The 13,250-nt window shown below is 57.9% G+C and carries 8 protein-coding genes; 6 read left to right on the top strand and 2 right to left on the bottom strand.

Annotation, left to right across the window (positions count from 1 at the left end; all coding sequences use genetic code 11):
• Positions 1-649: 649 nt before the first annotated feature.
• Both HNQ38_RS07415 and HNQ38_RS07410 read right to left on the bottom strand, forming a co-directional pair.
• Positions 650-1,552 carry a carcinine hydrolase/isopenicillin-N N-acyltransferase family protein gene (locus HNQ38_RS07415; RefSeq protein WP_183718995.1) on the bottom strand — a complete coding sequence of 301 codons (903 nt, stop codon included), beginning with the start codon at positions 1,550-1,552 and terminating at the stop codon, positions 650-652.
• Between the two features lie 665 nt (positions 1,553-2,217).
• On the bottom strand, positions 2,218-4,113 hold the full coding sequence (locus tag HNQ38_RS07410) for a 3-phosphoshikimate 1-carboxyvinyltransferase (RefSeq protein WP_183718993.1): 1,896 nt from the start codon (positions 4,111-4,113) through the stop codon (positions 2,218-2,220).
• 449 nt (positions 4,114-4,562) lie between these two features.
• On the opposite strand from HNQ38_RS07410, the gene aprB reads away from it, so the two are divergent.
• The 6 genes from aprB to HNQ38_RS07380 all read left to right on the top strand — a co-directional run bounded on the left by aprB (position 4,563) and on the right by HNQ38_RS07380 (position 13,065).
• Positions 4,563-5,051: an adenylyl-sulfate reductase subunit beta gene (gene aprB, locus HNQ38_RS07405; RefSeq protein ID WP_183718991.1), complete on the top strand. Its 489-nt coding sequence runs from the start codon at positions 4,563-4,565 to the stop codon at positions 5,049-5,051.
• A gap of 37 nt (positions 5,052-5,088) precedes the next feature.
• The gene (aprA, locus tag HNQ38_RS07400) at positions 5,089-7,077 is read left to right on the top strand and encodes an adenylyl-sulfate reductase subunit alpha (RefSeq protein WP_183718989.1); all 1,989 of its coding nucleotides are present in this window, start codon (positions 5,089-5,091) and stop codon (positions 7,075-7,077) included.
• A 434-nt stretch (positions 7,078-7,511) separates the two neighbouring features.
• Positions 7,512-8,747 (top strand): CoB--CoM heterodisulfide reductase iron-sulfur subunit A family protein, encoded by a 1,236-nt coding sequence (locus HNQ38_RS07395; protein ID WP_183718987.1) that lies wholly within the window; start codon positions 7,512-7,514, stop codon positions 8,745-8,747.
• A gap of 5 nt (positions 8,748-8,752) precedes the next feature.
• On the top strand, positions 8,753-11,035 hold the full coding sequence (locus HNQ38_RS07390; protein ID WP_183718985.1) for an FAD-dependent oxidoreductase: 2,283 nt from the start codon (positions 8,753-8,755) through the stop codon (positions 11,033-11,035).
• A gap of 13 nt (positions 11,036-11,048) precedes the next feature.
• Entirely contained in the window at positions 11,049-12,230 is a 1,182-nt protein-coding gene (gene qmoC / locus HNQ38_RS07385) for a quinone-interacting membrane-bound oxidoreductase complex subunit QmoC (protein ID WP_183718983.1), read from the top strand.
• A gap of 109 nt (positions 12,231-12,339) precedes the next feature.
• Positions 12,340-13,065, top strand: a complete 726-nt coding sequence (locus tag HNQ38_RS07380) for a DUF4200 domain-containing protein (protein WP_183718981.1) — start codon at positions 12,340-12,342, stop codon at positions 13,063-13,065.
• Positions 13,066-13,250 lie beyond the last annotated feature (185 nt).

Here is a 13,250-nt window from a genome sequence, read left to right as displayed (position 1 = left end):
TCAGTCTGGTTGCAACTGAACACACCCCCTTACGCGGAAATGTATTGGCAAAAGCTGTCCGGCCATTACCTAGAGCATTTTAACTTTGAAAAAGTTTAAATGCTCTAACGCTGCACAAGCGTGTAGCGCGCCGCAACGCGGCGTGGATTCTGCCGAAAATCGCATTTTCGGTAGAATGACAACTTTGAAATGTAGTGCATTTCAAAGTTAATCTGCTCTAGGGAATTTCGGTCACTTTCGCCAGCGTCGGCTATTTCTAAGGCCGTGGGTAGTGTGAGAAGGCGCGGTCAGAAGGAGCTAAGGGCAAGAACGGCCTGAGTTGGCCCCTGAACGCTGGCAAGCGTCCAAGCTGGGATTTTCTGCAGGCTGCATGGGCGCATTGCCGTCAGGATGCCGCTGCGGCCTGTTTTCTTGTATGACAGGAAGGCACAGGCCGTTGTTGTCAAAGTTGTTTTGTCAGTTTTATCCGTTGAGCCAGAAAATCTTTACATGAGCCGGGGCAGGGGCTGTCTCAAAACAATTCTTTTGTCTAGGTGGCTGCGTCAAAAGGCCGTTTTTACTTCAGTGATGTGCCCTGAGAGTGCACTTCGCCCGTAAAACTCCCCTTTTTCTTGCCCTTGGCACAAAATTATTTGTTTGGAATCAGCCCCTACTGCCTTTTGCCAGCGGGCTGCAACAGCGAATCCGGCGAATACGTTTCTTCATGTTCCGGTTTGCCTTCCTCAAGCAAACGCACATAGATTTCCGCTTCGCCGGATTTGGGCTGAGAAACCGCAAAAACCGCCACTGTCCGTGTAGATGTCGGCGTGGACCCCGTGCGCCAGATACTGTCGTCCGGCCCGGCATCCTGGTCGCGTGTAAAGGCCAGCAAGTCGGAAAAAGTGTAGGGCGTGGGACTGTTTTGCAGCAGAGCGGCAATACGCGCGTACCGGGCGGTGCTGCTTTCGCCGATGCTTCTGTTGAACCGTTGCAGGGCAGGCTCAAGATAGTGATTCGTATGGTACAGCACGCCGTTTGTCTGTGTGCGCCAAGCCACCATTCCTTCCAGGCCAATCTCAACAACAGCTATTTTATTCTTGTCTGCAAGCATCAGAAAAAGCGGGCCGCGAAAGCGGGACCGATCCAGAGCCATAGCATCGTCCACTGTGGCGCACAGGTTAAGTATCTGCGCCATAAGCTTTGTGTTACCGCCCGCGGCCTGCCGGTCTCTGCGCGGCAGGCTGCTTGCCGCTGCGCTGATGACCGTGAGCCCTTTTTCGTTAATGCCCGCCACCGGGCGGTCGATTTCTTCTTGCCTACCCGTGGATTTTACTATCTCGCGCGTGGCCATAAGCGCGGCATAGGAATAGCCGCCCGCTGGCCTGAAAATTTCAAGGCGCTGACTTTCACCCGGCGTCCAGTCTCTGTTTTTTATTATAATCGTGCCGCCGCCCTGTACAACGTTTCCTGCGGCTGCCCACAGGGTGCAGGCCTTCACTGCGGGCGCAGCAAGCAAAAAAAACAAAATAAACATGCAGATTGAGGCGGCGGGCCTGAAGAGACGGCAGGGCATGGTGGCACTTCTCCTGTGTGGGCAGCGGGCTTCTGGATTGACTCTCAACGAGGTGTGCTTGTCCGTTCGTTGAAGCGTCGCGTGCTGTTCTTGGCGGCGGACACCCTAGTCACAGGGCTTCTGGAGGGCTGCAGTGATACTGGAACTGGCGTAGCCACGTTCTGACCAAGTAACACATGTTTCTGTAAGGCAGCAATAAAGCAGGGGCACAGTCAGCGAACCGTCAGCAGCCTCGCAGGCTGTGCCTCCATATGTGTGCGGACGCGATTTCGAATCCGCCGGAAGGCGACAATGGCACGCTGCCGGATGTTCTGGCAATTTGACGTCGAGCTGGTCAGGAGCGGTTTTAGAGCATCTTCACCTTGAAAAACCTAAATGCTCTGACCCTGTAGGAAGCGCCGTGCGACGCAACATTGTGTGGATTATGCCGAACATTGTATGCTCGGCTGCATGACTCCTTTGCATCGTGTGGCATTCAAAAATAATCTGTTCTGGCACGTTTTATCTGGTTTGTACGTCAAGCGGCCCTTTTCATGACGGAAGAGTACAAAAGTACTCTTCCGTCATGAAAAGGGCCGCTTTTTTATATTCGGGGCGGATCCGCTAGAGTATTTCAACTTAGAAAATACATATTTTCAAAGTTAATCTGCTCTAGAGACCAGCCTTTAATAATCGTCTTCTTCCTTCAGTTCTGGCGGCACGGCCACTGAGGCTGTGATGATGCGCCGACGGGGCGGAGCAGTCGGGGCGGCTTCGGCAGCGGCGCGGCGCGGCTGGGGTTCGGGCAAGGAGTTGTACAAGACCCAGAATGCCGGGAACAGGCCAGTCATGACGCCGGGGTTGCCGAGCTTCTGGTGCTGTTTGGCACAAGCGGCCAATGAGAAGGCCATCGCCCATGCCGGAGACGGGGCGTTCCAGCCGGCCTTAACTCCAGATTGTTCATTTTTGCACAATCTGCTTTCATTGGTCTGTTCCAGGCCCAAAGCATTAAGAAAACTTTCCACTTCATACGGGTCTGTTCCCTGAGGAAGCTCGGGCAAAGTGGGTTGTCCCCCACGCAGGGCGCTACAGGCGGCCAGACCCACAGCAAGCGGGGCCCAGTCAGCAGGCAGATCAGCAGGCAGTGCGGCGAGGCTGAAGTCCTTGAGAGGAGCCGCGCTGGCAGCCTTGACTTCGTTGCCGTCCTTGCCATTGTACTGCTGCAGGTCAAGCCCCAGGCTGTGCAGGAGCTTCCAGCCAGCCTCGGCGTTCGGCCATTGGGGCCACTGCCCGGCAAGGCTGGTTTCGCCGCCCAGAGCAAGGGGCAGAGCCAGCAGAAAGAGGGCCAGTTCCGGTTCCATCGGCAGCTCGGGCTGCGCAGGAATCTCCAGTTTTGTCGGGTGGATGCGCACCACGCCGCCCTCAACGCTCACTTCCGCGCCAGCCGTGCGCAGTATGGGCAGGGTACGGGCCAGAATGGTCTTCTGGGCCGGATGGTTCGTGAGGTCCATCATCAGGCTGTGTTCGTAGCCGGGCGCGGCCAGCAGGATGCCTTCGGCCAGTTCTGCGGGCGTATCCGCAGGCATGACCACGGAATCGGGAATGATGCCCGAGCACTCAAGCCGGGCGGGCAGGCCATCGCTCTTGGGCACTACATGCACAAGGCGCGCGCCCATGACGGGCAGAAAATGGCGCACGGCGGAAAGATCAGCCAGCTTCAGGCTGGATTCGCCCATAAACTTCGCGCGGGAGGGGCGGCCTAGATAGTGTCCCAGCAAGAGATAGAAGTTCCACGCGCTGTCGCCTACGTAAAAAACCTTGTCGGGCGCGGCCAGGGCCACGGCGGGCCGGGCGGTGACGCCGTCGTCCTCGCGGGTAAGGGAAGCGCCCACCTGAATAAGCATCTTGACGCAGTCCACAATGGGATCGTTCATCAGGCAGGGGTTCAGGCGCGTAGGCTGGCCTGTTGCTGCGGCCAGCATAAGCCACGCGCGGGTGGCGCGGCAGGCCAGGGGCGCTTGCATGCGCAGGCGCACAGGTTTGGCAGGGGGAGCCAGGTTAAAAGCAATACGCTTGTCGGGGCCTTCCTGGGCCGCAGGAGCTTCGCCATCGCGGCCTGCGCCATTCTCAGAGCCTTCAGCGGCTTCAACCAGCCGTTCGCCCAGGGGGCGGGGCAAAAATTCCACTTCCTGCATCAGCGAGAAAAAGTGGCCAGAAAGGCGTGCGTCGCGGCTGATGCGGGCCACTGCGCCTTCCCACGATTCGCGCAGCATTTTTTCTTCGGCGGAATCAAGCCGTGATTTGTCGCCGCGCATGCGGGTCAGAATGTTGTGGCGGCGCAGCAGCAGGCGCAGGATGTCGCGGTCTATTTCGCAGACAGTTTCGCGCAGGGGGCGGCGTTGCGTTCCGTCGTCACGGCCCCGTGAGTCGCGTGCGTCGCGGGCATCCCGATGGGGACGGGGACCTCGGGAATCGCGGCTGTCGCGGGCGTCTCGGGGAGTACGGGGGCCGCGTGAATCGCGGGAATCGCGAGCGTCACGAGCGGGGCGTGAGCCGCGTGAATCGTTGGAATGGTCAGTCATGCTCTTTCCTGTAGGAAAAATGGAAGGGTATCGCAAATGCGTATACGTTGTAAGAAATACCAGAGGGTTGGCGGAAATATGTGACAATAGGGTGTCACAGTCTTCCTTTCTCTGTGCAAGCGTGTTAGCTTGAAATGGCTTCTCTTGCAAGGGTTGGCTCGCGAGGACTCTGCGTGGGAGCGTCTGGAAATGGGGTTTAGAATTTTTTTCACAAGAGTGTTATCTAACCGGTTTTATTGATTATTCGTGGTTTGGCGTTGTGAAGTTTCCACGAAATTTTGCAGAGGGGGGTTGACTCGGACGCCAAGTGCTTGTTACTAATTGCGCAAGCCATTCGCCCAACAATCGTTGCGAAAGCGCTCGGCTAACCCCGGCGTGTCGGTTTCTGCCGCCACGCCACGCCGAACCCGGCGGGTTTTCAAACACTTTTACTGAGTTGGAGGATACGTATGCCGACTTATGTCGATCCGTCCAAATGTGACGGCTGCAAGGGTGGCGAAAAGACGGCCTGCATGTACATTTGCCCCAACGACCTCATGATCCTCGATGCAGAGGAAATGAAGGCCTACAACCAGGAACCCGATGCCTGCTGGGAATGCTATTCCTGCGTGAAGATCTGCCCCCAGGGTGCCATTACGGCTCGCCCCTACGCTGACTTCGCTCCCATGGGCGGAACCTGTATCCCCATGCGCTCGGCCGACTCTATCATGTGGACGGTTCAGTTCCGTAACGGCAATGTGAAGCGTTTCAAGTTCCCCATTCGTACCACGCCGGAAGGTTCCATCAAGCCTTTTGAAGGCCATCCCGAAGGTGCCAACATCGAAGACGAACTGCTCTTCACCGAAACCGCCTTGGTTGCTCCCAAGGAAGTGCTCGGCAAGAAGTTTGAAATGTTGGAAGCCGATAAGGTTCTCACCTGCATGGAAATTGGCCGCTAGGCTTTTGCAACCGCTAGTGCGATAAGGAGATACCATTATGCCTATGATTCCCGTCAAGGAAGCGACCAAGGGCGTAGCCATTGCCGAACCCGAAGTGAAAGAACATGCGGTTGACCTGCTCATCGTGGGCGGCGGCATGGGTTCCTGCGGCACCGCTTTCGAAGCAGTGCGCTGGGGCGAAAAGCATGGCCTGAAAATTCTGCTTTGCGACAAGGCTTCCCTCGAGCGTTCCGGCGCCGTGGCCCAGGGCCTTTCCGCCATCAACACCTACCTGGGTGACAACAGCGCTGACGACTATGTGCGCATGGTCCGCACCGACCTTATGGGCCTGGTTCGCGAAGACCTTATCTTCGACTGCGGCCGTCACGTTGACGACTCCGTACATCTGTTCGAAGATTGGGGCCTGCCCTGCTGGATCAAGGGTGACGACGGCCACAACATGAACGGCGGCGCTGCCAAGGCCGCTGGCAAGAGCCTGCGCAAAGGCGACGCCCCCGTGCGTTCCGGCCGCTGGCAGATCATGATCAACGGTGAATCCTACAAGTGCATCGTGGCCGAAGCTGCCAAGAACGTGCTGGGTGAAGACCGCATCATGGAACGCATCTTCATCGTGAAGCTGCTGCTCGACAAAAATACCCCCAATCGCATCGCCGGCGCCGTGGGCTTCAACCTGCGCGCCAACGAAGTGCACATCTTCAAAGCCAACACCATCATGGTGGCCGCTGGCGGCGCGGTGAACGTGTACCGTCCCCGCTCCACTGGTGAAGGCATGGGCCGTGCATGGTACCCCGTGTGGAACTCCGGCTCCACCTACACCATGTGCGCTCAGGTTGGCGCTGAAATGACCATGATGGAAAACCGCTTCGTGCCCGCCCGCTTCAAGGACGGTTACGGCCCCGTGGGCGCGTGGTTCCTTCTGTTCAAGGCCAAAGCCACCAACAGCAAGGGCGAAGACTACTGCGTGACCAACCGTGCCATGCTGAAGCCTTACGAAGATCGCGGCTACGCCAAGGGCCATGTCATTCCGACATGCCTGCGTAACCACATGATGCTTCGTGAAATGCGCGAAGGCCGTGGCCCCATCTACATGGACACCAAGACTGCCCTGCAGACCACCTTTGCTACTCTTAATGAAGAACAGCAGAAGGAACTTGAGTCCGAAGCTTGGGAAGACTTCCTCGACATGTGCGTTGGTCAGGCCAACCTGTGGGCCTGCACCAATACCGCTCCTGAAGAACGCGGTTCCGAAATCATGCCCACCGAACCCTACCTGCTCGGCTCCCACTCCGGTTGCTGCGGCATCTGGGTGTCCGGTCCCGACGAAGCTTGGGTGCCCGAAGACTACAAGGTGCGCGCTGCCAACGGTAAGGTCTACAACCGCATGACCACCGTTGAAGGTCTGTTCACCTGCGCCGACGGCGTGGGCGCTTCCGGCCACAAGTTCTCTTCCGGTTCCCATGCTGAAGGCCGCATCGCCGGCAAGCAGATGGTGCGCTGGTGCCTTGATCACAAGGACTTCAAGCCCGAGTTCAAGGAAACCGCCGACGAACTGAAGAAGCTGATCTACCGTCCTTACTACAACTTCCTGGCGGGCAAAGACGCTTCCACCGACCCCGTCGTGAACCCGCACTACATCACGCCCAAGAACTTCATGATGCGTCTCGTGAAGTGCACCGACGAATACGGCGGTGGCGTGAGCACATACTACACCACCTCCAAGGCTCTGCTCGACACGGGCTTCAACCTGCTTGCCATGATGGAAGAAGACTCCCTCAAGCTGGCTTCCCGTGACCTGCATGAACTTCTGCGCTGCTGGGAAAACTATCATCGCCTGTGGACGGTGCGCCTGCACATGCAGCACATCTCCTTCCGCGAAGAATCCCGTTACCCCGGCTTCTACTACCGTGCGGACTTCATGGCCCTGGACGACACCAAGTGGAAGTGCTTCGTGAACTCCAAGTATGATCCCGCCACTGGCGAGACCAAGATCTTCAAGAAGCCCTATCACCAGATCATCCCCGACTAGTCGGCGGCATTGTAGCACTAAAGGGGCGGCCTTATGGCCGCCCCCTTGGCTGGAGCATATGCGCAGCCATATCTTGTGCGAAAAAACGTAGAGAGTGTGAAGACAAGGGCGTTGCCGTGGATGCGGCGGCGGTCCGGCTCCGGCACGTTCAGTCCGGATGCCAAGCCTGCAACTTTGTGTTATGCTTGGCCTTCACGCTCCCCGCTGGACGGAAAATGCCAGCGGGAGTTTTGCCGGTTATGGGGAGACAGCGTCTTGAGGGCAATCGGGCACGGCTCTGGGTCGCCGCATTCATGCAATGCGGCTGACTGACGGCAGCCGGTTTGAGCCGGAGCCCGTAAGGACCGGCCGGATGCGGCCACTCCTTTTTCTGCGGCGGAAGGCCGTTGGCACTTCTTCAAGCCGCTATGCAACAACGCAGGAGGATATCCAGGATGTCCAATGCCATTCTCGTCGTGGGCGGCGGCTTTGCAGGCCTTACAGCCGCCATTGAAGCGGCGGAACTGGGGCACGACGTCTATATCGTCGAAAAGTCGCCCTGGCTCGGGGGCCGCGTGGCTCAGCTCAACAAATATTTTCCCAAACTTTGTCCTCCCTCCTGCGGCTTGGAAATCCAGTTCCAGCGCATCAGGAAAAATCCGCGTGTAAAGTTCTTTACCCAGGCGGAAGTCGTCGGCTTCAGCGGGGTCAAGGGCGATTATTCCGTGAAGGTGCGCATTGAACCGCGCCACACGGCGCCCCACAACGTGGATTTCAGCCTGCTGGCATCCAGTCTGGACGGTGAAACCCCCAGCGAATTTGACCTTGGCCTTTCCCGGCGCAAGGCTCTTTTCAAGGCTATGCCCTTTGCCTTCCCCAGCCGTTACACGCTGGACAAGCAGGCTCTTTCCAAGGCCGACAAGGCCCGCATTGCCGGAAACCAGTTCCTGAACGTGAATGAAGAGCCGCGCGAGATTGACCTCAGCGTGGGCGCTGTCGTTGTAGCCACTGGCTGGAAGCCCTATGACGTGACCCGCCTCACCAACCTTGGCGCGGGCAACGTGAAGAACTGCATTTCCAACATGCAGCTTGAGCGCCTCGCCGCGCCCAGCGGCCCCACCAACGGACGCATCGTGCGCCCCACCGATGGACGCCGCCCCCACCATGTGGCCTTTGTGCAGTGCGCCGGTTCACGCGATCAGAATCACCTGAACTACTGTTCCTACATTTGCTGTATGGCCACGCTCAAGCAGTGTCAGTACCTGGCCGAGCAAAGCCCCGAAACGCAGATTACGGTGTATTACATCGATATGCGTGCTCCTGGCCGCTACGTTAAAGTGCTTGAAAAGGTCAGGGCCATGCCCAACGTACGCTTCGTGAAGGGCAAGGTGGCTGACGTCGTGCAGGCCGAAGGCGACAAGGTTCGCCTCACTGCCGAAGACGCCGTGAGTGCTGAAAAGCTCACCCTTGATTATGACCTTGTTGTACTGGCCACGGGCATGCAGCCTTCGCTGGCCGGAGAAGACGCGCCTCTGCCTCTGCCTCTTGATGAAGAAGGCTTTGTGGCGGGCGGCGAAGAGGCCGGTATTTTTGCTGCTGGTTGCGCGCGCATGCCCCTGGATGTGATGCGTTCGGCCCAGTCCGGTACAGCCGCCGCCCTGAAGGCGGTACAAACGGTGAAAGGGAGGTAGGCGGCATGGCCGGAAAGATTGGCGTCTATTTTGACCAGCAGAACATTGGCGGCGGCCTTGATATACAGGCGCTTGCCGAACAAACCGCGCAAAAGTGGGGCGATCTCACTGCCGTGGTCAAGGTTGTTCCCGTGCTGGCATTGGCCTTGGATGAAATAAAGGCCGACATTGAGGCCCAGAGCCTGGACGGCGTGCTGCTGTGCGGCGCTTCACCGCGCGTGGATGGCGAACTTTATCGCCTGCCTGTTCTGGTAGAGCATGTGAACCTGCGCGAGCAGTGTGTGCAGGCCTACAAGAATCCTGACAGAAGCCCTACGGATACTGCCAAGGGCGCGCCTGAACTGCTGACGCTCATGGCCCGCGACTATGTGAACATGGGCGTTGTGAAGCTGCAAAAGTGTGAAGCCCCCGAAGCCGCTTCAGTGCCGGGCGTGCAGCGCATTCTGATTATCGGCGGCGGATGGACCGGCCTTACGGCGGCCCTTGAAGCTGCAGCCACTGGCTACGAAGTTGTGCTGGTGGAAAAGAGCGACAGGCTGGGCGGCGCAGCCAATAACATTCCCATGGCGTCGCCTCTGGCTTCTCCTTGGGTAGACAAGCAGCCCACCAACATCGTTGCCAAGGTCAGCGAGGCCATGGGCAGCCCCAAGATCAAAATTCACATGAACGCCCAGATGCAGAAGCTGGAAGGCCAGCCGGGCGAATTCAAAGCGGCCATCGCCACAGCCACCGGCACGGTGGAAGTGGAAGTGGGCGCTGTTGTGCTGGCTACGGGCTGGGTGCCTCTGGATCACAAGTACCTTGCGCCCATGGGCCTCGACAAAACCCCGATGGTGGTGGATGCCGCCGCTTTTGGCAGAATGCTGGTCGCCGACCAGGTGAAGGCCACACGCATTGCTTTTGTGCTGGACACCACCATGGCTGAAGAGGCCGTGGCCAAGGCTGCGGAAGGCTGCCCCCTCGATGGTGAGGTCTCTGCCGAAACTGCTCCTGCTGAAGCTGCTCCGGCCGCTGCGGAAGGTGAAGAAGATTTTGTGAAAGCAGACCTCGAAAGCATCCGCCATCTGGCTTACTCCAACGCTGTCAACAGCGTGGGCATGCTGCGCCTTGCCAATACGGTCTGTGAAAAGACCAACGATGCCTGCCAGACCTTCATCCTTTATAAGGACATGACAGTTCCCGGTATTCTGGAACGCTTCTACAAGAAGATGCAGGACCGCCTGGGCGTCATGATGACCAAGGCCGACGTGACGGACATCCGTGAAGCCGGCGGCCACATGGTTGTGGAATGCAAAAATACCCTGCTGGGTATGGACTTTGACCTTGATGTGGACATGGTTGTTCTGCCTACGGGCCTTGTGCCCACCACGGCCAAGGACGTGACCATCCATTTCGATTACCGTCAGGGCCCCGACTTCCCCGATCTGGAATTGTTTGACGGCTTTGCCGACTCAAACTACATCTGCTTCCCCTACGAAACGCGCCGCACAGGCGTGTACGCTGCGGGTTGCGTACGTCAGCCCCTGACCATGGACGCTTGCGAAGAAGACGCCAAGGGCGCGGTTCTCAAGGCCGTGCAGTGCATTGAAGCGTCAAGCCACGGCGTTGCCGTGCATCCCCGTTCGGGCGACCTGTCGTACCCCCTGTTCAACATGGTGCGCTGCACGCAGTGCAAGCGTTGCACTGAAGAATGCCCCTTCGGCGCGCTGGACGATGACGAAAAGGGTACGCCCAGGCTCAACCCCACGCGTTGCCGCCGTTGCGGCACCTGTTTTGGTGCCTGCCCCGAGCGCGTTATCTCCTTCGCGAACTACAACATCGACCAGATTGGCTCTATGATTCGTGAAGTGCAGGTGCCCAAGGACTTCAAGAAAGAAGGCCCGCGCGTGCTCATCCTGGCTTGCGAAAACGACGCCTATCCTGCCCTGGATATGGCCGGTGAACGTCACAAGCCCTGGAGCCCCTACTGCCGCATTATCCCGGTTCGTTGCCTCGGCTCGGTGAACGCCATTTGGGTGTCCGACGCCATGAGCAAAGGCTATGACGGCGTGATGCTGTTGGGCTGCAAGTATGGCGACGACTACCAGTGCCACTTTGTGAAAGGCTCCGAAATCTGCGCCAAGCGCAAGGACAACATAGCCGAGACTCTCAACCGCCTGGGCGTGCAGCCTGAACGGGTGGAACTGCTTGAAGTGGCCATTGACGAATACGACAAGGTCCCCAACCTCATCGACGGCTTTGTGGACCGCATCATGGCAATGGGCCCCAACCCGTTCAAGGGCATGTAGGAGGAAGGCAGCAATGGCACAAATTACAATCAAACCTGACCTGGAGTTTGCCAGGGCGCTGGAAGAAGCAGGGGGCGAGTCCCTCAAGAAGTGCTACCAGTGCGCCACATGTTCCGTGGCCTGCCCCCTGGCTCCTGCCAATGCGCCCTATCCGCGCAAAGAAATGGTGTGGGCCTCCTGGGGCCTCAAGGACAAGCTGCGCAGCGATATCGACCTGTGGCTCTGCCACAACTGCGGTAACTGCTCTGACTTGTGTCCCCGTGGCGCCAAGCCCGCCGATCTTATGGGCGCGGCCCGCAATGTCATCTATAAAGATCTGACTGAGCCTTCGATTGTTGGCAAGTGGATGAGCAAGCCTTCTGGCCTGCCCATTCTCTTCGCCATCCCCGCTGTGCTTTGGCTTATCGTGTGGTGGATCCGCGCCGGCTTTAACGGCGGCCAGTGGTTCCCCCGCGCTGCCGATGGCCGCATTGTTTTCGGCCAGATATTCTATGGCGATTACACCATCGACCCCATCTTCATGCTGACCTTCTTTACCGCGCTGTTCATTCTGGCGCGGGGGGCTATGAAGCTGTGGTCGCACTTCAAGCCTGAAGGCAAGATGACCGTTATCGGCAAGACAAAATGCTGGATATGGCATCTGTGGGACGTGCTGTGGGATGAAATCATCACGCACCGCAAGTTCAACGATTGTGAAGACGGCCCTGTTACCGGCAAGGAAACGCCCAATCGCAAGAACGGACACCTTCTGCTGGTATGGAGCTTCGCCATTCTGGCCTTTGTAACGGCTGTGGTGGCTTTGGGGCACTGGGGCGGCAAGGTTATTCCGCTCATCAAGATCGAAACCCCCATGCCGCTGACCTTCCCGGTGAAGATTCTGGCCAACATTGGCGCATTCATGCTGCTGCTGGGTCTGGGCCTGCTGACGGTTCGCCGTCTGCGCCTGAATCCCAAGTTCCAGGGCTCCAGCTGGTACGACTGGTATCTGCTTGGCATCATCTGGGTAGTGGCGCTTACGGGCGTTATGGCTCAGGGCTTCCGCCTGGCGGACGCCATTGTGCCCGCCTTCCTGGTGTACTACCTGCACCTGGTGTTTGTGTGGATGCTTTTCGCCTATCTGCCCTGGTCCAAGCTCGGGCATATTGTATACCGCACGGTGGCGCTGCTGTACGCACGCATGTACGGTAGAAGTTAGTCGACGGCTCCCGGCTGGCTATCATGCTGGCCGGGAACGACGGCAAAGTTTGGACTGTTGGAACTGAGTTTTCATGAATAAAAAAACGATCTCCGAGGAGGAGGCCGCCATGTCCGATACAGCTCGCAAAGTTTTTCCTGTTGAGTCCGTGCTTGCCCTGGTGGTGGGCAAGGATGGCGTGGACGTAAAGGAAATCGCCGGTTTTGTGGCCGGACGCACCGTTGTCTGTGACACTTGCGCCAAGGCCGTGGGCCCCTTCGCCGCTACCTGGCTGGCCCGTTGTTTCCCCAAGTTTATGGATCTGGAATGGAAAGAAGGCCAGTCTTGGGACGCTTTTGTAAACAACGGCAGAAGCCTGCTTGGCGACAATGTTTCCCTTCCCAGCATGGACGGTCACACCAAGGCTATGGTGGATCAGGTGCTGGACTTTTTGGGCGAAGTTTATGACAGCATGGTCGCCCAGACCTCCGCTGCCACTGCTTTTGAAGAGCGCGTGCGCGCCCTTGAGCCCGCTGAAGCCCGTGCCGAAGCTCTGTCCAAAAAGGTTGATGAGCTGGAAGCCAAGATCAAGACCCTGAATGCCGACATCGGCGGCCTGCGCCGTCAGACGGCTGAATACCAGGGCAAGGTTGCCGTTAACCACGACGACCTGCTCCTGAATATCAAGGACGCCATCAAAGACGGCCTTAAAGGTATGGTTATGGCTGGTGGCGCTGGCGCGGCTCTGGCTGCTTCTGGCGACGAAGCTGTGGCTGAAGCCCTTGATGAAAATGCCGTGCCCGATGATTTCGGCTTTGGCGCGTCTGGCTCGAATTCGGACGGTTTTGGTTTCTAGAGCGCGTTTACTTTGAGACGTTTGCGGGGAGGAGTTCTTTTTAAAAAGGATCTCCTCTCCCGTGCCCTGTTTTGATATTTTATTTTTATTTCGACTTTGTAAGAATATTCTGTTCTGAAACGGTAACGATCTCAAAGTTGAACTTGTTCAAAGAGGCCCGCACTTCGTTAGAAGTGCGGGCCTCT

Source organism: Desulfovibrio intestinalis, from assembly GCF_014202345.1.
Taxonomy (GTDB): Bacteria; Desulfobacterota; Desulfovibrionia; order Desulfovibrionales; family Desulfovibrionaceae; genus Desulfovibrio; species Desulfovibrio intestinalis.
This window is presented reverse-complemented; position numbering and strand designations above follow the sequence as displayed.

What these genes read in the sequence shown, in the direction of transcription:
- HNQ38_RS07380 (WP_183718981.1), top strand. Translation starts at nt 12,340, where the DNA reads ATGTCCGATACAGCTCGCAAAGTTTTTCCTGTTGAGTCCGTGCTTGCC.
- aprA (WP_183718989.1), top strand. Translation starts at nt 5,089, where the DNA reads ATGCCTATGATTCCCGTCAAGGAAGCGACCAAGGGCGTAGCCATTGCC.
- HNQ38_RS07390 (WP_183718985.1), top strand. Translation starts at nt 8,753, where the DNA reads ATGGCCGGAAAGATTGGCGTCTATTTTGACCAGCAGAACATTGGCGGC.
- HNQ38_RS07415 (WP_183718995.1), bottom strand. Translation starts at nt 1,552, where the DNA reads ATGCCCTGCCGTCTCTTCAGGCCCGCCGCCTCAATCTGCATGTTTATT.
- HNQ38_RS07410 (WP_183718993.1), bottom strand. Translation starts at nt 4,113, where the DNA reads ATGACTGACCATTCCAACGATTCACGCGGCTCACGCCCCGCTCGTGAC.
- qmoC (WP_183718983.1), top strand. Translation starts at nt 11,049, where the DNA reads ATGGCACAAATTACAATCAAACCTGACCTGGAGTTTGCCAGGGCGCTG.
- aprB (WP_183718991.1), top strand. Translation starts at nt 4,563, where the DNA reads ATGCCGACTTATGTCGATCCGTCCAAATGTGACGGCTGCAAGGGTGGC.
- HNQ38_RS07395 (WP_183718987.1), top strand. Translation starts at nt 7,512, where the DNA reads ATGTCCAATGCCATTCTCGTCGTGGGCGGCGGCTTTGCAGGCCTTACA.